The sequence below is a fragment of the Actinophytocola sp. genome, from assembly GCF_036378875.1.
Classification (GTDB): Bacteria; Actinomycetota; Actinomycetes; order Mycobacteriales; family Pseudonocardiaceae; genus Actinophytocola.
The window spans coordinates 1-19,111 of sequence record NZ_DASUVO010000004.1 but is presented as its reverse complement, the minus strand read 5'-3'; the positions used below and the strand labels follow the sequence as shown (position 1 = coordinate 19,111).

The following is a 19,111-nucleotide window of genomic DNA, read 5'->3' as shown; positions in this document are numbered from 1 at the left end:
TCGGCTGGGGTGTCCCAGCCGAGCGTTTTGCGTGGGCGGCCGTTGAGTTCGGCGGCGACGGTGTCGAGGTGGTCGCGGCCGTGAACGGACAGGTCGGTGCTCTTGGGGAAGTACTGGCGCAGCAGGCCGTTGGTGTTCTCGTTGCTGCCGCGTTGCCAGGGCGAGTGCGGGTCGCAGAAGTAGACCGGGATGTCGGTGGCCAGGCTGAACTCGTGGTGGAGGTGCATCTCGCTGCCTTGGTCCCAGGTCAGTGATCGGCGCAGGTGTGCGGGCAGGCACCCGATGGTGTCGATGAGGGCGTCACGGACCAGGTCGGGTGTGCGGCCGATCGGCAGGTGCACCAGCATCACGTAGCGGGTGGCGCGCTCGACCAGGGTGCCGATGGCAGAACGGTTGTCCTTACCGATGATCAGATCGCCTTCCCAGTGACCGGGCACCGCCCGATCCAACGCTTCGGCGGGACGTTCGCTGATCATGACCATCGGGGCGGCCATGCGGGGTGTGCGCTGCTGGGCTTGGCGACGGGGCCGGCGCATGGCGCGGCCGGTACGCAAGGCCCGGGTCAGCTCACGGCGTAGTTCGCCGCGGCCTTGGACATAGAGCGCCTGGTAGATCGTCTCGTGAACCACGTGCATCTCCGGGCGGTCAGGAAAGTCCCGACGCAAGCGTCGCACGACCTGCTCCGGACTCCACTTGCGGTCCAGGCCGTCCTGGATGGCCTGACGCAGCTCAGGCTCGGTGGCGATCTTGCTGGTCTTGGGGCGAGGACGTCGTGCGTCCGCGCGGGACTGGGCCGCGTGCGGACGATAGTCGCCGCTGTCGGGATGAGCGTTGCGACGCAGTTCCCGACTGACGGTGGAAGGGCTGCGGCCCAGCTCGATCGCGATCTGCCGGATCGTGGCCTTCTCCCGACGCCGGTCGGCGATATGAACGCGCTCGGACTCACACAGATAGCGGCCAGGGCCTGCCGAAAACGACTCCCGATGAATCGGAGGACACGCCTTCGACAGGCCCTTATGGGCGTGACGTCCGTTGCGCCACACCTTGCCGGTACGCGGGTTGATACCCACGATCCGGCATGCCTCTCTGTTGCTGTAGCCCTGCTGCATGAGCTGGAAGTATGCAGCCCGTTCCCGGATCAGCTTCTTCCGTCCCTGCGGCTTACGGTCAGCCCGGACCTCGTAGTCCATCGCACCCCTTGAACTGGGGTGTTGCAACAATCACTAGAACCCAAGATTTCCGGCGGGGGCGTTTCACGTAAGGCGTCAGGAAGTCGGGAACTCCGTGACCTGGTCGGCAGGCGGAGCGGCGATGTCGACCGGCTCGCCCCATCCGGTGTAGTCGACCTGCATCTTGGCCGTGGCGGTGCCGCCCTGACCGTCCGGCGCCGGCATGTCGAACGAGATCCGGACCGGCAGCTGGTCCTCGTCGATCCACACGTCGACCGGGAAGTCCTTCAGACCCGCCTCGATGGCCGTCTCGAGAGCCGCCTTCTGCGTCGGGTCCTCCTGCGAGTCGGCCAGCTTCTGCACGTCCACGGTGATCGTGTAGTGCGTGGTCTGCTTGCCCTCGAGCTTCTCTTCCTTGGTGTCGGTGATCTCGCCGGTCTCCTTGAACTGCTCGAGCGCCGACCGCGGGTCCGCGCTCTCGCTCAGCTGATCGCTCAGCTGGCCGAACACCTCGGCGAACGGGCTGTCGCTGTTCGAGTCGACCTTGAGCCACGGCTTGCCCGGCTCCAGCTCCTGACCATCCGGCATCTTGATGTAGACGATCCCGTCAAGGAGCACCATCGACATGTTGCCCTCGGACGTAGTCAGGTCCATCGACATCGCCGGGTTGGCCGCGTCGAACGAGACGTCGCCCTCACCCTCGATCGTCTCGCCGCCGAAGTCGCCCGTCATCTTCATGTGGGCGGAAGTCTTCTCGACCGCCTGGTCACTGATCGACTTGGCCAGGTCGGCGACGTTCGCCGCCGCCGCCGGCGCGTCGGCACCGGTGTTCGAGCCGGTGGACGGGGTGCCGTTGGTGGTGTTGTCGCCACACGCGCCCAGCGTCAGTGCCAACGCGAACGCGGACAGGGCGACGCCTGCCTTGCGCATAGGTGTTCTCCCTCAGTAAGTGTGAGCACAGCGTAACCCGGTCGGAGTAACCGGACACACGGGGTCGAAATGGTGGACGAACAGCACGGAAAGGAGGTTCACGACAGTGTCTGCGTCCAGCCTGAGCCCGTAAATGATCACGGAGGGTGGTCGGTTTTGGTTCAGGCGCTGTACTCGTCCAGCCGTGCCCGGGACGCGAGAAGCCGCCGCAACGACTCCAGCCTCCCGGGCGTGGCCTGACCTTCCTCGGTGACCACGTCGAGCATGCAGTCCGGGTCCTCCGGCGGGCCGAGGTGCCCGCAGTTGGACGGGCACTCCTCCGCCGGCTCGACGAACTCCGGGAATGCCGCCACGATGTCGCCCGGCTCCACGTGCGCGAGCCCGAACGAGCGGATCCCCGGCGTGTCCACCACCCAGCCACCGCCGGGCAGCGGCAGCGCGACCGCCGCCGTCGAGGTGTGCCGGCCCTTGCCGACCGCGCTCACCGCGCTCACCGCGCGATCTGCGTCCGGCACCAGCTTGTTCACCAGCGTCGACTTGCCCACCCCCGAGTGCCCGACCAGCGCGGACACCTGGTTGGCCAGCCGCTCACGCACCTCGTCCGGCTCCTCGTCGCTGCGGGTCACGAGCATGGGCAGGTCCAGCTCCGTGTAGGCCGCCACCACCGGGTCCGGCGACGCGAGGTCCGACTTCGTCAGGCACAGCACGGGCTTCAGGCCACCCGCGAACGCGGCCACCAGACACCGGTCGATGAAACCCGTGCGTGGCGGGGGATCGGCCAGCGAGCACACGATCAGCAACTGCTGGGCGTTCGCGACCACGACCCGCTCGTACGCGTCGTTGTCGTCAGCGGTGCGGCGCAGGACGCTCGACCGGTCGGCCACCCGCACGACCCGCGCGAGCGTGTCCGGCCGGCCCGACGTGTCCCCGACCAGATCGACGAGATCGCCCACGACGATCGGCGTGCGGCCCAGCTCCCGCGCCCGCATCGCGACGACCTGCTGGTCCGGTTTGCCGTCCAGCGCACACGTCCATCGGCCCCGGTCCACCCCGGTGACCATCGCCGCGCGCGCGTCCGTGTGTTCTGGCCTGCGCTTGCTGCGCGGCCGGGACCCCTTCCCCGGTCGCACCCGGACGTCCGACTCGTCCAGGCGGTCCCAGTCCGACCTCCGGCCGCCTTTGCTCACGACGCCGCCGATCCCGCTCCGTGGCGCCGCAGCGCTTGATGGTTCGCTCCGCAAGCTCCGCTCACGGCTCCGCAGGCTCCGCTCCACCGGCGCCCTCCGCGCGCTCGGCGGCATCCTGGTTGTTGAGGGTTCGCTCCGCAAGCTCCGCTCACTGCAACATCCCCGCCCACATCGCGGGGAAGTCCGGCAACGTCTTCGACGTCGTGCCGATGTCGTCGACCTCCACGCCCGGCACCATGAGGCCGACGATCGCGCCCGCGGTCGCCATGCGGTGGTCCTCGTAGGCCTTCCACAGGCCGGCATGCAGGGGTTTCGGCGTGATCTCGAGGCCGTCCTCGGTCTCGGTCGCGTGCCCGCCGAGCGCGTTGATCTCGGCGGCCAGCGCGGCGAGCCGGTCGGTCTCGTGGCCCCGCAGGTGCGCGATGCCCCGCAGGACGCTCGGCCCGTCCGCCAGCACGGCCAGCGCGGCGACGGTCGGGGTCAGCTCCCCAACGTCGTGCAGGTCGAAGTCGATGCCGCTCAGCTGGTCGGGGCCGGTGACGGTCAGCCCGCTCCCGTCGCGCTCGACCGTGCAGCCCATGCGGGTCGCGATCTCCCGGAACACGTCACCCGGCTGTGTGGTGTCGGTCGGCCAGCCGGGCACGGTCACGGAACCGCCGGTAGCCGCCGCCGCCGCGAGGAACGGGGTCGCGTTCGACAGGTCCGGCTCCACCACCCAGTCGCGGTACGCGATCGGTCCCGGTTCGACATGCCACGTGTTCGGCTCGTCGTCGGCCACGGTCACACCGGCCTCCCGCAGCATCCGCACGGTCATGTCGATGTGCGGCAGCGAGGGGACGGGCTTGCCGACGTGCTGCACGGTGAGGCCGGCGTCGTACCGGGCGCCGGCCAGCAGCAGTCCCGACACGAACTGGGAGGACGCCGAGGCGTCGATCGTGACCGTGCCACCGGCCACCCGGCCCTTGCCGTGCAGCGTGAACGGCAGGCCGTCGCCGTCGATGACCGCGCCGAGCGCCCGCAGCGCGTCGAGCACCGTGCTCATGGGCCGCTCCCTGGCACGCGGGTCGCCGTCGAACCGCACCTCACCGTCCGCGATGGCCGCTGCCGGCGGCACGAACCGCATCACCGTGCCCGCGAGCCCGCAGTCCACCAGCGCCGGACCGCGCAACCCGGCGTGCGCACCCACCACGACCTGGTCGCCGTCGTCGGTCACCGGCACGCCGAGCGCACGCAGCGCGTCGCACATCAGCTGGCTGTCACGGCTGCGTAGCGCACCGGTCAGTGTGCCGCCGCCGTCACTCAACGCGGCGAGCAGCAACGCCCGGTTGGTGATCGACTTCGAGCCGGGCACGGCCACGGTGGCGTGGACGGGACCCGTGGCGAACGGTGCGGCCCATGGCTGGTTCATACGTCGATGATCCCGCACAGCACGCCAGGCGGTGCAGACTGTCGGTGGGGTCTGCGACGATCGTCGGTGGAGGTGATCGAAGGTGTGCGGGAGATATGCCGCCACGAAGGACCCGGCCACGCTGGCCGCGGAGTTCGACGCGCTCGACGCCACGGACGACCAGGCGCCGGCCACGGACTACAACGTCGCGCCGACCAAGAACGTGGTGGCGGTCGTGCAGCGGCACCCACGTGACGAGGACGGCGAGCCGGACCCGTCGACGACCGTGCGCAGCCTGCGGGTCATGCGCTGGGGTCTGATCCCGGTGTGGGCGAAGGACATGTCCATCGGCTCCCGGATGATCAACGCCCGGTCCGAGAAAGCCGCCACGACCTCGGCGTTCCGTACCTCGGTCGCCAAGCAGCGATGCCTGATCCCCGCCGACGGCTGGTACGAGTGGCGGCGCGACGGCAAGGTCAAGCAGCCGTTCTTCATGACCAGGCCGGACGGCCACAGCATCGCGATGGCCGGCCTGTGGTCGGTGTGGCGCGACCCGTCGCAGCAGGACGCCCCACCGGTGGTGAGCGCCGCCGTGCTGACCACCGACGCGATCGGACAGCTCGCGAACATCCACGACCGGATGCCGCTGCTCATGACACCGGACCAGTGGGCGGCCTGGCTGGACCCGGACAGCGCCGAGGTCGGCGAGTTACTCGGCACACCGCCGCCGCTCGACCTGGTCGAGTCCCTGGAGCTGCGGCCGGTGTCCACCAAGGTCAACAATGTCCGCAACAACGGCCCTGAGCTGCTGGAACGCGACGAGGAGAAGGCCGACCTGACACTGTTCGACAACCCGAGATGACGCCGCCTGACGTCTCCGCGGCCCGCGCGGGGCTGCGACGACGAAGCCGATGTTCGATACTGCGCATGGGGTGGTGCGTGTGGTGTTGAACCGTGTGTCGCGGAGCCGGGCAGCTGCCCGGCCCGCGCGGACGACGCGGGCTGTCGATACTCCGCACGGGCCGACCCGCGCGGAGCCGCGTCGTGCCTGGGAGGACCGGGCACCTTCGACCCCGACGCCCGTGGCGAACGATCACCCGCTCACCTCTGTTCACACAGGGGGCGGGCGGCCATCCGGAGAGCCGGATAACCGCTCGGCACGGTGGTTCGCTGCGCCCGAGCAGCCCCGCGTGCAGGAGGGTCAGGCGCGTTGGCCGTCCGAGCCGCCTTTCGTGCGGCTGAGTCGCGCCTGGATGGTCAAGCACGGTGGTTCGCGATGAGTAAGCGGACCATCGACACCCCGCATGGGCCGGCCCGTGCGGAGCTGCACTGTGCTCCGGAAGGCCGGGCCGGGCTGCTGCTCGGGCACGGCGCCGGCGGCGGCGTTCTCGCGCCCGACCTGGTCGCCGCGACGCGAGGTGCGGCCGCGGCTGGTGTGCACGTCGCGCTGGTCGAGCAGCCCTACCGGGTCGCGGGCCGGCGCGCGCCCGCTCCCGCCAACCAGCTCGACACGGCCTGGCTCGCCGTGGCCGAGGAACTGTCGGCGGAGTGGTTCCACGATCTGCCGCTGGTGTTCGGTGGCCGCTCGTCCGGGGCGCGCGTGGCCTGCCGCACCGCCGCCGACGGGCAGGCCGTGGCTGTGTTGTGTCTCGCTTTTCCGGTGCATCCGCCCGGCAGGCCGGAAAAGTCCCGTATGTCAGAACTTGACGCCGTGACCGTGCCCACGTTGGTGGTGCAGGGAGAGTCCGACCCGTTCGGCATGCCGGGCCACGCTCATCACCGTGAGATCGTCGTTCTCCCTGGTGACCACTCCCTGAAGAAGGACGTGAAGGCCATCTCACGAACGGTCGAGGAGTGGCTGGGACGCATCCTGCGGCCTCTTGATTGAGGGAATGACCTGGGCGAACCCGGTGTTGACACAGGCGTGCTGACCAAGACTCGCCGCGTATCCTCTCAGAGGACCCATGCCGACTTGGTGATGGGACCGTTCCTACTGGAAGGGAGCACGGTGCCGAGCACCGAAACCCAGCCAACCCCTCAGGCTGAGACCGAGCAGGAACGGGCGGAGCGCTTCGAGCGTGACGCCATGCCGATGCTCGACCAGCTGTACTCCGCCGCGCTGCGTATGACGCGCAACCCGGCCGACGCCGAGGACCTGGTCCAGGAGACCTACCTCAAGGCATACGCCGCGTTCGAGTCGTTCTCGGCCGGCACCAACCTCAAGGCGTGGCTGTACCGCATCCTCACCAACACCTACATCAACGGGTACCGGAAGAGGCAGCGGCAGCCGCAGCAGTCGCCCACCGAGGAGATCACGGACTGGCAGCTCGCCCAGGCCGAGTCGCACACGTCGACCGGGTTGCGGTCCGCCGAGATCGAGGCGATGGACCGTCTGCCGGACAACGACGTCAAAGAAGCCTTACAGCAGCTGCCGGAGGATTTCCGGCTGGCGGTATATCTTGCTGACGTCGAAGGCTTCGCATACAAGGAGATCGCGGAGATAATGCACACGCCGATCGGCACTGTGATGTCTCGGCTGCACCGTGGCCGGCGGCAGCTCCGCGACCTGCTGGCAGGGGTCGCTCGTGACCGCGGGTTCCTGCGGTCCACGGACCGTGAGGTGACCGGATCATGAGCTGCGGTGAACACCATGAGACCGACTGCTCGGAGGTGCTTTCCGAGGTGTGGCTGTTTCTCGACCACGAATGCGACGAGCGGCGTCGCCGGCTACTGGAGCAGCACCTCGACGAGTGCAGCCCGTGCCTCGAGCAGTACGGCATCGACGAGCACCTGAAGGTGCTCCTGGCCCGCAAGTGCGGCGGTGAGCACGCGCCGGACTCGCTGAAGGAGCGTCTTCGCGCCGAGATCAGGAAGACCGTCGTGGAGCACGGCGTGACCGTGCAGGAGAGGTACGACATCTCGTGACGCATCTTGTCAACGCTTTCTGACCTGCTCGCCGAGCACACGAAGCTCTCCGGTGGTGAGGTCGACCACCTGCAGATGGTGGTCGCCGAATGGCAGCTGCTGTCCGACCTCTCCTTCGCCGACCTGCTGATGTGGGTGCCGGTCGGCGAAGGCCCAGCCCTGGACGAGTTCCTGTGCGTGGCCCAGGCCCGCGCCACAACCGCACCGACCGCCCATCCAGAGGACGTCGTGGGTACCCGTGTGGGTGTCGACGAACACCCGCAGCTACGTCGCGCGATCCTCGACCGCCGGGTGTGCCGTGAGGAGGACCCGTCCTGGTACCTGGGCGTGCCGGTGCGTCGGGAGACGATCCCGATCACCTACGACGACCGCGTCATCGGGGTGCTGTCGCGGGAGACCGACCTGGCCGTGCCGCGGGTGCCGTCGTCGCTGGAGATCGCGTACCTGGGCATTGCCGCCGACCTGTGCCAGATGATCGCCGACGGTAGTTTTCCCACCTCGGAACCTGCCCCGGATGTGCATACGTCGCCTCGTGTGGGTGACGGGATGATCCGTCTGGACCCGACGGGCGCCGTGGTGTTCGCGTCCCCGAACGCCCAGTCGGCGTACCACCGCATGGGTCACGCCGCCGAACTCGTCGGCGTGCGCCTCGCGCCGCTGACCCGCGGCCTGATCGCGGACCCGTTCGACGCGACCGAGATCGCCCAGCGGATCCTGGCGGCGCTCGACGGTCAGCCGTCGATGCGTGCCGAGGCCGAGTCGGGCCGTGGCGCCGCGGTGTTGTTCCGTGCGCTGCCGCTGCGTCCGGGCGGCAAGGCGGCGGGGGCGCTGGTGCTGGTTCGCGACGTGACGGAAGTCCGCCGCCGCGACCGCGCGCTCATGTCGAAGGACGCGACGATCCGCGAGATCCATCACCGCGTGAAGAACAACCTGCAGACCGTGGCCGCGTTGCTGCGACTGCAGTCCCGCCGCACCGCGAGCGAGGAGGCCCGCGCGGCGCTGGGCGAGTCGGTCCGCCGCGTGGCCGCGATCGCGATGGTGCACGAGGCGCTCTCGACGTCGGTGGACGAGCGTGTGGACCTGAACTCCTTGGTGGACAAGGTAATCCCGGTCGTCGGCGACGTCGCGGTCGCGGAGAACCATGTGCGGGTGCGCCGCACCGGCACATTCGGCGTGGTGGCAGCGGAAGTGGCGACGCCACTGGTGATGGTGCTGACGGAACTGGTCCAGAACGCGGTGGAACACGCTTACCCGCCCGGCGCGAGCGGCGAGGTGATCGTGTCCGCGGAACGCTCGGCCCGCTGGCTGGACGTACTGGTCACCGACGACGGTCGTGGCCTCCCGCGCGGCTTCTCCCTGGAGCGCTCGAACGGTCTTGGCCTACAAATCGTCCGCACCCTCGTCGAGTCGGAACTGCGCGGCTCACTTTCCTTGCGTCGCAGGCAAAAGAGCGGCACAGAAGCCTCACTGAGAGTCCCACTGTCCCACCGCCGCTAACCCGCGTGTCCAACAATATGGACCCCTGAGTTCAACAAACACGCTTACCGAGCGGTCAGCCGGTTTGTTGAACTCGCCGGTCCATCCGGTTGGACACGCGGGTCTCTGCGGTTGGACACGCGGTCTGGGAGCACAAAGGCCCGGTACCTGCGGGGTACCGGGCCTCGGCGGCTCTTCTTCGCTCGTCAGATGTTGCTGCGCGTGCGGACACGTGCCGCGTTGCGGCGCTTGAGCGCGCGACGCTCGTCCTCACTCATCCCGCCCCAGACGCCCGCGTCCTGACCGCTCTGCAGCGCCCAGGTCAGGCAGTCGGAAGCGACGGTGCAGCGATGGCAAACGGCCTTCGCCTGGGCGACCTGCAGGATGGCAGGACCGCTGGTCCCCACGGGGAAGAACAGCTCCGGGTCCTCGTCACGGCAGGCCGCGTTGTGGCGCCAGTCCATTTCTTCTTGCTCCTCGCTTGGGCGCGTTCCGGTGCGCCTCTAGTCGTCAACCGGTCGTTGGGGTGCTTGTGAATGCTTTCACGAACCAGCGATATGTCAAGACCTCTTCATCAGCGAGTGCATGAACTCACGCGAAAGTGCGACGTCAGAGGCTTGTCGCTGCAGAGAGTTACAATTAGATCACGAGTGCGTCTCACTGTTCACCGCCATCAGTCGACTTCGTCGGACCTTAGAAAGGGCTACCCGACGACAGTCAGGGCATACCTGATGGAAGAAATTTCCACGCAGGTCCGCTCCCCAATGAGGTCTCCGTCACACTGCACGCGGATCGGTGTCTCGCTGGTGATGCGCAGGCTGGGGACATCATCACGGCGGACCAGTTTCCGTCCGCGGGTCTGACCTTTTTGGCTGATCGCCTGACGGAGGTGTCGCAACACGGTCGGTAATGCCAGGCTGTGCAAGGCAAACACGCCGAGCCCGCCGTCGAAGCCCGTCCCGCGGTTCAGATGGATCGGGCGGGAGCCGAGATAGGTCCACGGGTCCGTGTTGGACACGAACACCAGCCGTAGATCGGAAACCGGCTCCTCGTCAGGAATCTCGACGGTCAGCCGGGGCTGGCCGTGCGCCGGCTTGAGGTACTGCTTCACGGCCACCCGCATGTAGAGCGCGGGGCTCGCCTTCTTGCCGCGCTTTCGGTCCACTTCGGCCACGACGTCCGCGTCCCAGCCGACACCGGCGCTGAACGTGAACCACCGCGGTGCCTCACCGGCCGCCCCGGACTCGACGCGACCCAGCCCGACGCGGCGCCGCTTGCCGTCCTCGATCGCGTGCAGCAGTTGGTGCGTGGCGTCCACGGGGTCACGCGGCACGCCGAGCGACCGCGCGAACACGTTGGCGGACCCGCCCGGCACGATCCCGAGCATGGGCACAGAGCTGCCCGGTCCGCTCGCGAGCAGGCCGTTGACCACCTCGTTCACGGTTCCGTCGCCGCCGTGGGCGACCACGAGGTCGGCGCCGTCCACCATGGCCTGGGCGGCCGCCGCCATGGCGTGACCGCGGTAGTCGGTCTCGATGACGTCCAGTTTGACCTCACTGGCCAGCGCATGGGCCAGCACGTCCCGACCGGCCGCGGTAGTCGCGGTCGCCTTGGGGTTCACCACCAGCACAGCACGCACTACCGCAGCGTAGCTGTGCGCGGGCCAGGGATGTTGCCCACCGAACGCTCACTAGGATTCGGGGGTCTGTCCGTCCCCGCCCGTGGAAGGCCACAGCGTGCAGCTCGACCCCGACACCCCGAGGACCGTTCGCGCCGCTGGCGCCCTGGTCGGCGCGCAGGGGCTCGCCGGTATCGCGTACGCCGTCGTGCTGCTGGTCGAGCCGGGTGTCCTGACCTCCGCCGACCGCTACGGTATGGCCGGGTTCTTCGCACTCATGGCGGCCGCGGTGATCGGTTTGGGAACGGCGCTCGTGCTCGGAAAACGCGGCGCACGCAGTCCCGCTGTGCTCATCCAGCTCCTGCTGCTGGGGATCGCCGGGTACGCGACCGTCCCTTCGAGCCGACCCGAGTACGGCATCCCGGTCGCCGCGCTGTGCCTGCTGGTTCTGTACCTGCTGCTCAACACCGCCGGGCGCGAGTGGGCAATGGACCTCAAAGTCGAAGATCCAGACTAACGGCGGGTAGTGGATCGCCCCTGAACGAGTGACCCCTGATGGGGTGTTTGTCATCCCTGACCTGAGCCCGGCAAATCATCGACGGCGGTAACGCGACGTCCGCACCGTGGGCGGCACGCCTGTTCGTCAATGGCCGCGAGAACTGCTCAGCAACGATCATCACACCGACGTGCATCGACGGCATCACCGCAGGCGGCGACTCGGGCGGCCGATGTACGCGACGGCCCCGGATGGCAGCTACGTGCAGGTGGGCGTGGCCTCCACGAGCAACCGTCAGGACCTCACCGCATACGGCAACATCACGGCCTACAGCGACTGGATCGCCGGAATAGCGGGAGTTTAGGAATCGCCCCCACACCCGTCCCGAAAGACGCGTTCGGGACACCGCCGATGTCCCGAAAGACCCGTTGCTGACGCTCAATGACCCGAAAGCGTCTTTCGAGACACCGCCGGTGGCCCGAGGACGCTGGGCGGGGCGCTGCCGCCCGCGAAGCGGGCTTTGCCCGCCCGTGCACGCATCTCGGTAGATCTCGGCTCAACGTCTCGAGGATGCGCTAGGACATGCGGAAACCGTGATGTCCCAACAAACCCGTGTTGCATTCACTTCACGCGCGCGCGTTGCCCAACCCCCACCCGATCCCGGGGGCGTCCCGCCGTGCCAGTCTACCGGTAGGGGGTGACAGTCGGGCTGAAGTGGATCTTGGCTGTGGACAACTCGGTGGGTTGTGGATAACTCAGCTGCTGCCCAGCACGCGGAGCGGGTCGTCCGTGAGGCGGAACGGTTTCCACTCTTCCATGGGGATCGCACCGAGGGACTTGTAGAACTCGATCGACGGGGTCAGCCACTCCAGTACGGCCCATTCCAGGCGAGCGTAGCCCTTGCGTACGCACTCCGCGGCCAGTTCGGTCAGCAGCGCCTTGCCCAGGCCCGACCCGCGGTGCTCCGGGCGTACATACAGGTCCTCGAGATAAATGCCGTGCGTGCCGCGCCACGTGGAGAAGTTCAGGAACCACAGGGCATAGCCCACCACCCGGTCGTCCACTGTGGCCACATGACCGTAGAGTGCCGGCGCGGAGCGGAACAGCACGTCGTGCAGTTGTGCGGCCGTCAGGTGGCACTCCTTTGGTGCCTTTTCGTGTGCGGCGAGCTCGTGTACCAGCTCTACCACTATGTCCACATCGGACGGGCGGATGCGGCGGATCTCAGGCATGCGGAAAACCTCGCTCTGGTAACGGGGGAACGTTCAGTCGGCGGATCTGGGGCACGCCGCGTTCGTCGCCCAGTTCCGAGATCGCGGCGGCGTCCAGTGCGAAGTGGACACCGGCGGCAGGTGGGCGGCCCAGCCAGGTGGCCACCAGTACGCGGCTGAAATGCCCGTGCCCCACCAGGATCACGTCGCCGTCGGGGAGTGCCGCTCGTACTCGGGACACGACCTTCGCGGCTCGGGTGCCCACCTGCTCCGCAGTTTCGCCGCCCGGGCACGGGTGGGTCCACACCGTCCAACCCGGCACGTTTTCACGGATCTGTGGTGTCGTCAGGCCCTCGTACTCACCGTAGTCCCACTCGGCCAGGTCCTCCGTGGTCTCCGAGATCGTGAGGCCGGCCAGTGACGCCGTGCGCACCGCCCGGGTACGCGGTGACGACAGCACCAGCGCGAGCGGTTTGTCCCCACGCAGCCCCGCGAGCATGGCGCCGGCATCCGTGGCGCGCTTCTCGCCGTTGGCGGTCAAGGGAATGTCGGTACGTCCGGTGTGCTGCCCGCTGAGCGACCATTCGGTCTCGCCGTGGCGGAGCACGTACAGGTGTCCTGGCATTGTCAAATTGTCTCGTGCCGGTTGGCGATCCGCTCCATGTGCCGCTCACCCCAGTCGCCGAGTGGTGCCAGCGCCTTGGTGAGCGTGCGGCCGAACTCGGTCACCGAGTACTCCACCCGCGGCGGCACCTCCCGGTACACCTCGCGGTGCACCAGACCGTCCGCTTCCAGCTGTCTTAGCTGCTGGATCAGCATCTTCTCGGTGATGCCGACGACCTCGCGCCGCAGTTCGCCGAACCGCAGCGGGCTGCGGTCCGACAGCGCCCACAGGATCAGCGACTTCCACTTGCCGCCCACGATGTCGAGCGCTGCGTCAAGTCCGCACGTGTATGGGCCATGTGCCGGCATAAGACTTACCTTTCGGTGAGTACCTGACTTCAAGGTAGGTACTTGCCCAATCGTAGGGCAACCACGAGGGTTTCGGGACGTGACAACAACCGTTATCGGACTCGGCAAGATGGGCCGCGCGCTCGCCGCCGCACTGGTGGCTCGCGGCTACCCCACGACCGTCTGGAACCGCACACCCGGCCGTGCCGGCGACCTGGCCGTCACCCACGCGGCCACCGCCGCCGAGGCGTTCGCCGCCAGTGATCTCGTGATCCTGTGTCTGCTGGACTTCGCGTCGGTCACCGACGTGCTCGACGGTGTCGACCTCGCGGGCCGCACCGTCGTCAACCTGACCACCAACACGCCGGCGGAGGCCGTGAAGCTGTTCGCGCTGGTGACCGAACGCGGGGCGGACTACCTCGACGGCGGCATCATGGCGATCCCTTCGCTGATCGGCACACCGGCGGCAACCGTGCTGTACAGCGGGGACGAGTCCGCGTTCCAGCGGGTCGAAGAGGTGCTCGGGGCGTTCGGCGCCGCCCGCTTCCTCGGTGCCGCACCAGGGCTCGCCGCCCTCAACGACCTGGCGATGCTCACCGGCATGTACGGCATGCTTGGCGGCTTCGTGCACGCGGCGGCACTGGTGCGTGCCGAGGGAGTACCGGTCGTCGAGTTCACCGAGTCGCTGCTGGTCCCGTGGCTGAACGCGATGTTCCCGGCTCTGATGGACATGGCTGGCCAGATCGACTCCGGCGACTACATGGCGAAGGAGTCCGACCTGGCCATGCAGGTCGCGAACGCCGGGATCGGCGAGGTCAGCCGCTCTCTCGGCGTGAGCACCGAGCTGTCCGACCCACTGTTCTCGCTGATGCGCCGCCGCGTCGAGCAGGGACACGGCAGCGACGACTTCGCGAGCGTGATCGAGTTGCTGTCGTGAGGAGGTTCGGGGTCATCCTCATGCAGGACGTGCCGGCCGACGAGATGTTGGCGCGGTTCAGAAGAATCGAGGAGTTGGGGTTCGACCAGGCGTACATCGCGGACCACATCGGGGACTTCCGCGCCCCGGACGGCCCGTTCCTCGACGGCTGGAGCCTGCTGGCGGCGGCCGCGGTCGTGACGTCGCGGGTGGCGATCGGTCCGCTGGTGAACAACCCGATCCTGCGTGCCCCTGGCTTGCTGGCGAAGCAGGCCATGACCGTCGACCAGCTGTCCGGCGGCCGGCTGGAACTGGGCATGGGCGCGGGTGTGTTCGAGATGGACCATCACGCGGTCGGTTCGCCACTGTGGCCGGCAAAGGAGCGGGTGCGGCGGTTCGCCGAGTACGTGTCCATTGTGGACGGAGTGATGCGGTCCCTTGGTAAGCCGTACACGTTCGAGGGCGAGTGGTACTCGGTGCGCGACCTGCCGACGGCGCCGGGTCCGGTGCGCCGCCCGCCGATCGTCGTCGGCGGACAGGCGCCCACGATGCTGAAGGTCGCCGTGTCGCACGGGGACGTGTGGAACACGAACGGCCAGGTCGGGGCGCCCGTCGCCGACATCGTGGCCCGTACTCGTGAGCAGAACGACCGCCTCGACGAGCTGTGTCTTGCGGCCGGCCGGGATCCCGCGACGCTGCGGCGGCAGTTCCTGCTGTGGGACACGACCGACGCGCTGACCTCGGGTGTTTCGCTGACCGAGCTGGTGGAGCGGCTGTCGGCGGCCGGCATCGACGACTTCGTGGTGTGCTGGCCGTGGGTCGCCGAGCAGTTGGCCGAGTTCGAGAAGTTGGCCGAGGAGGTGATCCCAGGCTTGCGCGGCTAACGTTGTTAGCCTAATGTGGCTAACAGCGTTAGCCACAACAGGAGGAACAATGCGCCGGATCACCGTCACCACCGAGATCGCCGCCCCCGTCGAGGTCGTGTGGGCCCGGCTGACCGACACCGCGTCGTTCGCGAGCTGGAACCCGTTCATGCCATCGCTGGAGGGCATGCTCGCGGTTGGCGAGAAGCTGACTGTCCGGATCACCCCGCCGGGCGGCAAGGGGATGACGTTCCGCCCGACCGTGACGGCCGTCGAGGAGAACCACCGCCTGGAGTGGCTGGGCCGCTTCCTCGTGCCGGGCCTGTTCGACGGTCGTCACTCGTTCACCCTCGAAGCGATCGAGGGCGGCACCCGCCTGACGCACGAGGAGACGTTCACCGGCGTGCTGGTCCCGCTGATGGCGTCGACGCTGGCGAAGACGGAGGACGGTTTCCGCGCGATGAACGAGGCTCTGCGCGCCGAGGTCGCTCCGGCATGACCCGCAGGGAGGAGATCCTCGACGTCGCGGAATCCCTCCTTGAGGCGGAAGGCCCGGCGGCGCTGACGATGCGCCGGGTGGCGCAGGAGATAGGCATCCGCGCGCCGTCGCTGTACAAGCACGTGTCGAGCAAGAACGACATCGAAGCCGGCCTTCAGGAGCGGGCGCTGCGGGACATGGCGGTGGCACTCGAGCCCGCCGGCACGGATCTGTTCGCGATCACGGCCGCGTACCGGCGGTGGGCGCTGGCCCGGCCGGGCCTGTACGAGCTGGCGACCCGCCGCCCACTGCGTCGAGACGTGATCCCGGCGGAGGTGGAGGCCGCGGCCGCTGCCCCGCTGGTGGCGGCCGCGGGTGGGGACGAGCACCGGGCGCGGGCACTGTGGGCCCTCGCGCACGGGCTGATCGACCTGGAGTTGGCGGGCCGCTTCCCACCGGACGCGGACCTGGACCAGACGTGGCGAGCGGCGCTGACCCCGTTCGTCTAGACCCGGGCGGCGATGACCCGTGCGCACGTCAGCGCCTCGGTGTGCGTCGTGTCGACTTCCAGGTCGTAGATCACGTCATGGTGGACCATCTCCGCCTGCGCCGCGGCCATGCCCCGCGCCCGATCCCCGCGCCCCAGTTCACGCGCCGAAGCGACCGCGCTCTCGCAGCGCACGCCGACCCAGAGCACGTCCAGCCCGACAAGCGCCTTCCGCCACCGCTCCTGCGACGCGGCGCCACCGAGGAAGACGTCGTCGACGATGACCGGCGCACCGGCCCGAACCATCGCGGCGACGCCCTCCATCCAGGCCGCCTCCAGCGCCCGGAACTCCGCCCCGATGCTCACCTCGCCACCCGCGGCGACCTCGATCCCGGCGTCCGAACCCTCCATGGCCGGCGGCATCGCCTCGATGAGCGAGTCGATCGCCATGGTCAACCACGGACGCGGCAGCACCGCCTGCAGGCACCGGGCGATCCCGGACTTGCCAGAGCTGGAACCACCGTTGAGCACGATCACCTGAGCCACCGCGCCACAGTAGAGAGTGGACGCCGGGAGCGTGAAACTGTCCAACCACGGCGGTAAACAGATCCTCTTCGGGCACAGTCTTTAGTAGTGATGGCTGACTACGAGAACTTCGTCCGGGGGCAGCTGCCGCGGTTACTCCGCTACGCGACGATGCTCACCGGCGAGCGAGAACAGGCCGCTGATCTGGTGCAGGACGTGCTGGTCAAGGCCTACCGTCGCTGGTCCCGGATCAGCGACACGGACCATCCGGAGCGCTATGTCCTGCGAATGGTCACCAACGGCTACCTGTCCTGGCGACATAGCAGGGCGGCGCGCCTGATCGCCGCTGGTGACCTTCCCGACGAGGTGCGGCCGGACGACTTCGCTTCGGAACACGCGATCCGCGAGGACATGTGGCAGCGCATCGCGCGGCTGCCCCGGCGCCAGCGGGCCGTGTTGGTGCTGCGGTACTACGAGCAGTTGGCCGACTCCGAGATCGCCGAACTGCTCGGGTGTGCCCAGGCCACCGTGCGCGCCCACGCCCACAAGGCACTGACGACATTGCGAAACGGCCTGACCATCGAGCAGATGGCCCAGGCCAAGGAGAGCTGATGGACATCGAGAAGCTGATCACGGAAACCTTCACCGAGCACGAACACGTCGCGCCCGACCCGGAGCCGGTGCTCGCGGCCGCGCGGAAGCGCATCGACCGCAGGCGCCCGGTGCTGAGCCGACCGCTCGCGGTCGCCGCCGGCGTGGCCGTGCTGACCCTCGCAGCGGTCACGGTCGTGGCGCTGAACCGGCCAGCGTCCGAGGACAGGACCCAGGCCGCCGCCCCTCCCGAGAAGGTCCAGGTCTCGGCCACGACCGAGCCGGCCCCCGGGGACTTGCTGATGCCCTTCTCCCTGGACTGGCTGCCGGCTGGTGAGGTCGACTACCTGGCGCGCCGAATCAACGTCGGCGGCGCCGACCGCGAGGACGACACGCCGCTGTACGGCGGTGAGTACATGCTCACCGTCACGGCCAACGGTCAGGTCATCGACGTCGACGTCCAGCAGTTCAAGATGGTGGAGGTGGACGAGGCCGCGTTCAAGTCCGGCCCGGGCAGCGCACTCACCATCAACGGACAGCCCGCTGTCGAGAGCTCGGTCTCCGATGGCCCGGGCGGCTACGAGCTGTATGTGAAGCACCCCGACGGCGGCACGATGTACGTGGGCGTGTCCGCCGACCCACAGTCCGGCAGCACGGTGCCCGCACAGCAGCTGATCGACAACGGCAGGAAGATCGCGGAGAACATCCGCTTCCCCGGCACGACGACCGTCACGCCGGCCTTCGGGCTGGGAGAGCTGCCGGCCGGGATGCGGATGTGCGCCTTCGACGTCGAGAAGGGCTTCGAAACGGCGCCGGTCGCTGGCGGAAGCACGTCCGCCAACACGAGCTACTCGCTGGGCACGTGCGACACCATGCCGTCGATCCACGTCAACGTCGCTGACCCGAACCACCCGACCGGCACGACGGGCGAGCCCGTCCAGGGCCACGAGACCCGCTACGTCGACGAGAACGGCTACGTCAGGCTGTGGGTCCTCAACGCGGTCGACGGCGCCCCGGTCGCCGTCGCGGGCAAGGTGCCGCTGGCGGACCTGTACGACATCGCCAACCGTCTCGTCCTGCCCAACTGAGTCCGCGCACTCGACCACGAAAAAGACGCTGATCGGCGGACGTTGTCTCCGCTGGTCAGCGTCGTTTTCGTGGGTAGACCTCAGCCCTGCTTGGTCTCCCAGAAGATCTTGTCGATCTTACCAAGAACAGGTTCTGGCCTGCTGTTACTTGGCCTATCGATCAGTTCAAGCCGTTCCTAGGCCGTCAGACGCTCTCTTGGGGCGCCGGTCACATGGCTTTCGTTCGCTGGATTGAAGGTGTGTGGATGGTAGGAAGGCCTCGTGGATACGTGGTCGTCGAAATTTCGCCGCAGTGATGCATGGTCGTCATGTTCAGGTCGCCTTCTGGGTTTCATCAAAGGACTTGCGAATTGCATAGAGCTGATCTCTGTATATCTTGCCCTGCAAATGTGTCACGGGCGTTTGCACATGCAAGCGGCCACCTGAGTCCACGGACCATAGCCCAATTATTATGTCTTCGCCGTACAGGTACCCGTGAAACGGTGGAAGAGTACACCATTCTTGCAATTCGACCCGTACGCCTCGTTGTCTTATTACTGGATCGTCGATTATTCCGCGCATGTTAGCGGAGAGTCGATCGCCAAATTCGGGGGCTAGTACGCCCGCATGAGAGAGTTTGTCTATTAGCTCATGTGAGATGTGCTTGAATATCAGATTTCTAATCCTTGGGTATGCGCTATTCGTTAGTTCTGCGCGACGGTACAAGCGTTGAAGCCATTGAGATATGAAATCGCCCGTACCGACGGATACGCACAGATCCTGCGGCTCATTGGTTCGGGCAACAATTTTCGTAAGAGCGCTGTCGCATGCTGC

General features: G+C 67.9%; 23 protein-coding genes and 1 pseudogene. 14 read left to right on the top strand and 10 right to left on the bottom strand.

Annotated elements, in window-relative coordinates:
- The 4 genes from VF106_RS02050 to aroA all read right to left on the bottom strand — a co-directional run.
- Window positions 1-1,190 (bottom strand): IS30 family transposase (locus VF106_RS02050; RefSeq protein WP_330837797.1); only part of this gene is annotated, 1,190 nt, incomplete at its 3' end.
- A gap of 75 nt (window positions 1,191-1,265) precedes the next feature.
- The gene (locus VF106_RS02045; RefSeq protein ID WP_330837796.1) at window positions 1,266-2,099 is read right to left on the bottom strand and encodes an SCO4651 family lipoprotein; all 834 of its coding nucleotides are present in this window, start codon (window positions 2,097-2,099) and stop codon (window positions 1,266-1,268) included.
- 161 nt (window positions 2,100-2,260) lie between these two features.
- Window positions 2,261-3,286, bottom strand: coding sequence for a ribosome small subunit-dependent GTPase A (rsgA, locus tag VF106_RS02040; protein WP_330837795.1), 1,026 nt, complete (start codon window positions 3,284-3,286; stop codon window positions 2,261-2,263).
- A gap of 148 nt (window positions 3,287-3,434) precedes the next feature.
- Window positions 3,435-4,694, bottom strand: coding sequence for a 3-phosphoshikimate 1-carboxyvinyltransferase (gene aroA, locus VF106_RS02035; RefSeq protein ID WP_330837794.1), 1,260 nt, complete (start codon window positions 4,692-4,694; stop codon window positions 3,435-3,437).
- A gap of 82 nt (window positions 4,695-4,776) precedes the next feature.
- Between aroA and VF106_RS02030 the strand changes: the two genes are divergently transcribed.
- From VF106_RS02030 to VF106_RS02010, 5 genes are all read left to right on the top strand, one after another.
- On the top strand, window positions 4,777-5,535 hold the full coding sequence (locus VF106_RS02030) for an SOS response-associated peptidase (protein WP_330837793.1): 759 nt from the start codon (window positions 4,777-4,779) through the stop codon (window positions 5,533-5,535).
- A 414-nt stretch (window positions 5,536-5,949) separates the two neighbouring features.
- Window positions 5,950-6,561, top strand: coding sequence for an alpha/beta hydrolase family protein (locus VF106_RS02025; protein WP_330837792.1), 612 nt, complete (start codon window positions 5,950-5,952; stop codon window positions 6,559-6,561).
- A 90-nt stretch (window positions 6,562-6,651) separates the two neighbouring features.
- Entirely contained in the window at window positions 6,652-7,308 is a 657-nt protein-coding gene (locus VF106_RS02020; RefSeq protein WP_330837799.1) for a sigma-70 family RNA polymerase sigma factor, read from the top strand.
- Complete coding sequence (gene rsrA / locus VF106_RS02015) at window positions 7,305-7,598, top strand: mycothiol system anti-sigma-R factor (protein WP_330837791.1); 294 nt, start codon at window positions 7,305-7,307, stop codon at window positions 7,596-7,598. The genes VF106_RS02020 and rsrA overlap by 4 nt, the downstream gene beginning before the upstream one ends.
- 6 nt (window positions 7,599-7,604) lie before the next feature.
- On the top strand, window positions 7,605-9,095 hold the full coding sequence (locus VF106_RS02010; RefSeq protein ID WP_330837790.1) for a sensor histidine kinase: 1,491 nt from the start codon (window positions 7,605-7,607) through the stop codon (window positions 9,093-9,095).
- A 185-nt stretch (window positions 9,096-9,280) separates the two neighbouring features.
- On the opposite strand, the gene VF106_RS02005 is transcribed toward VF106_RS02010, so the two are convergent.
- Both VF106_RS02005 and VF106_RS02000 read right to left on the bottom strand, forming a co-directional pair.
- Entirely contained in the window at window positions 9,281-9,538 is a 258-nt protein-coding gene (locus VF106_RS02005) for a WhiB family transcriptional regulator (RefSeq protein ID WP_330837789.1), read from the bottom strand.
- Window positions 9,539-9,777: 239 nt separating this feature from the next.
- Complete coding sequence (locus tag VF106_RS02000; RefSeq protein ID WP_330837788.1) at window positions 9,778-10,713, bottom strand: diacylglycerol/lipid kinase family protein; 936 nt, start codon at window positions 10,711-10,713, stop codon at window positions 9,778-9,780.
- Between the two features lie 97 nt (window positions 10,714-10,810).
- Between VF106_RS02000 and VF106_RS01995 the strand changes: the two genes are divergently transcribed.
- The 3 genes and pseudogenes from VF106_RS01995 (at window position 10,811) to VF106_RS01990 (ending at window position 11,552) form a co-directional block, all read left to right on the top strand.
- A complete protein-coding gene (locus VF106_RS01995) occupies window positions 10,811-11,209 on the top strand; it encodes a hypothetical protein (RefSeq protein ID WP_330837787.1) in 399 nt (132 codons plus the stop codon).
- A gap of 74 nt (window positions 11,210-11,283) precedes the next feature.
- Window positions 11,284-11,385, top strand: a pseudogene (locus VF106_RS51150) (trypsin); the annotation flags it as partial.
- On the top strand, window positions 11,379-11,552 hold the full coding sequence (locus VF106_RS01990; protein ID WP_524535842.1) for a hypothetical protein: 174 nt from the start codon (window positions 11,379-11,381) through the stop codon (window positions 11,550-11,552). The pseudogene VF106_RS51150 and the gene VF106_RS01990, both read left to right, overlap by 7 nt.
- Window positions 11,553-11,943: 391 nt before the next feature.
- On the opposite strand, the gene VF106_RS01985 is transcribed toward VF106_RS01990, so the two are convergent.
- Genes VF106_RS01985 through VF106_RS01975 form a run of 3 tightly spaced genes read right to left on the bottom strand, consistent with a single transcriptional unit; the run spans window position 11,944 to window position 13,371 of the window.
- Window positions 11,944-12,420 (bottom strand): GNAT family N-acetyltransferase, encoded by a 477-nt coding sequence (locus VF106_RS01985; RefSeq protein WP_330837786.1) that lies wholly within the window; start codon window positions 12,418-12,420, stop codon window positions 11,944-11,946.
- Window positions 12,413-13,024 (bottom strand): acid phosphatase, encoded by a 612-nt coding sequence (locus tag VF106_RS01980; RefSeq protein WP_330837785.1) that lies wholly within the window; start codon window positions 13,022-13,024, stop codon window positions 12,413-12,415. The genes VF106_RS01985 and VF106_RS01980 overlap by 8 nt, the downstream gene beginning before the upstream one ends.
- 2 nt (window positions 13,025-13,026) lie before the next feature.
- Window positions 13,027-13,371, bottom strand: a complete 345-nt coding sequence (locus VF106_RS01975) for a winged helix-turn-helix transcriptional regulator (protein WP_330837784.1) — start codon at window positions 13,369-13,371, stop codon at window positions 13,027-13,029.
- A 79-nt stretch (window positions 13,372-13,450) separates the two neighbouring features.
- Here VF106_RS01975 and VF106_RS01970 point away from each other — a divergent pair, with 79 nt between their 5' ends.
- From VF106_RS01970 to VF106_RS01955, 4 genes are read left to right on the top strand one after another with little or no spacing between them, the layout of a single operon-like run.
- A complete protein-coding gene (locus tag VF106_RS01970) occupies window positions 13,451-14,287 on the top strand; it encodes an NAD(P)-dependent oxidoreductase (protein ID WP_330837783.1) in 837 nt (278 codons plus the stop codon).
- On the top strand, window positions 14,284-15,150 hold the full coding sequence (locus tag VF106_RS01965; protein ID WP_330837782.1) for an LLM class flavin-dependent oxidoreductase: 867 nt from the start codon (window positions 14,284-14,286) through the stop codon (window positions 15,148-15,150). Before VF106_RS01970 ends, VF106_RS01965 begins: the two co-directional genes overlap by 4 nt.
- 49 nt (window positions 15,151-15,199) lie before the next feature.
- Window positions 15,200-15,628: an SRPBCC family protein gene (locus tag VF106_RS01960; protein ID WP_330837781.1), complete on the top strand. Its 429-nt coding sequence runs from the start codon at window positions 15,200-15,202 to the stop codon at window positions 15,626-15,628.
- Window positions 15,625-16,116, top strand: coding sequence for a TetR/AcrR family transcriptional regulator (locus VF106_RS01955; protein ID WP_330837780.1), 492 nt, complete (start codon window positions 15,625-15,627; stop codon window positions 16,114-16,116). The genes VF106_RS01960 and VF106_RS01955 overlap by 4 nt, the downstream gene beginning before the upstream one ends.
- Here the strand turns inward: VF106_RS01955 and cpt are convergent.
- A complete protein-coding gene (gene cpt, locus VF106_RS01950; RefSeq protein WP_330837779.1) occupies window positions 16,113-16,640 on the bottom strand; it encodes a chloramphenicol phosphotransferase CPT in 528 nt (175 codons plus the stop codon). The genes VF106_RS01955 and cpt overlap by 4 nt on opposite strands.
- A 90-nt stretch (window positions 16,641-16,730) precedes the next feature.
- Between cpt and VF106_RS01945 the strand changes: the two genes are divergently transcribed.
- Both VF106_RS01945 and VF106_RS01940 read left to right on the top strand, forming a co-directional pair.
- A complete protein-coding gene (locus VF106_RS01945; protein ID WP_330837798.1) occupies window positions 16,731-17,231 on the top strand; it encodes a SigE family RNA polymerase sigma factor in 501 nt (166 codons plus the stop codon).
- Window positions 17,231-18,298 (top strand): hypothetical protein, encoded by a 1,068-nt coding sequence (locus VF106_RS01940; RefSeq protein WP_330837778.1) that lies wholly within the window; start codon window positions 17,231-17,233, stop codon window positions 18,296-18,298. The genes VF106_RS01945 and VF106_RS01940 overlap by 1 nt, the downstream gene beginning before the upstream one ends.
- Window positions 18,299-19,111: the final 813 nt, after the last annotated feature.

Bases quoted from the DNA above. Each gene is read 5' to 3' on its own strand.
- VF106_RS02045 (WP_330837796.1), bottom strand. From the start codon at position 2,099: ATGCGCAAGGCAGGCGTCGCCCTGTCCGCGTTCGCGTTGGCACTGACG.
- aroA (WP_330837794.1), bottom strand. From the start codon at position 4,694: ATGAACCAGCCATGGGCCGCACCGTTCGCCACGGGTCCCGTCCACGCC.
- VF106_RS02025 (WP_330837792.1), top strand. From the start codon at position 5,950: ATGAGTAAGCGGACCATCGACACCCCGCATGGGCCGGCCCGTGCGGAG.
- VF106_RS02020 (WP_330837799.1), top strand. From the start codon at position 6,652: ATGGGACCGTTCCTACTGGAAGGGAGCACGGTGCCGAGCACCGAAACC.
- rsrA (WP_330837791.1), top strand. From the start codon at position 7,305: ATGAGCTGCGGTGAACACCATGAGACCGACTGCTCGGAGGTGCTTTCC.
- VF106_RS02005 (WP_330837789.1), bottom strand. From the start codon at position 9,538: ATGGACTGGCGCCACAACGCGGCCTGCCGTGACGAGGACCCGGAGCTG.
- VF106_RS01985 (WP_330837786.1), bottom strand. From the start codon at position 12,420: ATGCCTGAGATCCGCCGCATCCGCCCGTCCGATGTGGACATAGTGGTA.
- VF106_RS01980 (WP_330837785.1), bottom strand. From the start codon at position 13,024: ATGCCAGGACACCTGTACGTGCTCCGCCACGGCGAGACCGAATGGTCG.
- VF106_RS01975 (WP_330837784.1), bottom strand. From the start codon at position 13,371: ATGCCGGCACATGGCCCATACACGTGCGGACTTGACGCAGCGCTCGAC.
- VF106_RS01960 (WP_330837781.1), top strand. From the start codon at position 15,200: ATGCGCCGGATCACCGTCACCACCGAGATCGCCGCCCCCGTCGAGGTC.
- VF106_RS01955 (WP_330837780.1), top strand. From the start codon at position 15,625: ATGACCCGCAGGGAGGAGATCCTCGACGTCGCGGAATCCCTCCTTGAG.
- VF106_RS01945 (WP_330837798.1), top strand. From the start codon at position 16,731: ATGGCTGACTACGAGAACTTCGTCCGGGGGCAGCTGCCGCGGTTACTC.
- VF106_RS01940 (WP_330837778.1), top strand. From the start codon at position 17,231: ATGGACATCGAGAAGCTGATCACGGAAACCTTCACCGAGCACGAACAC.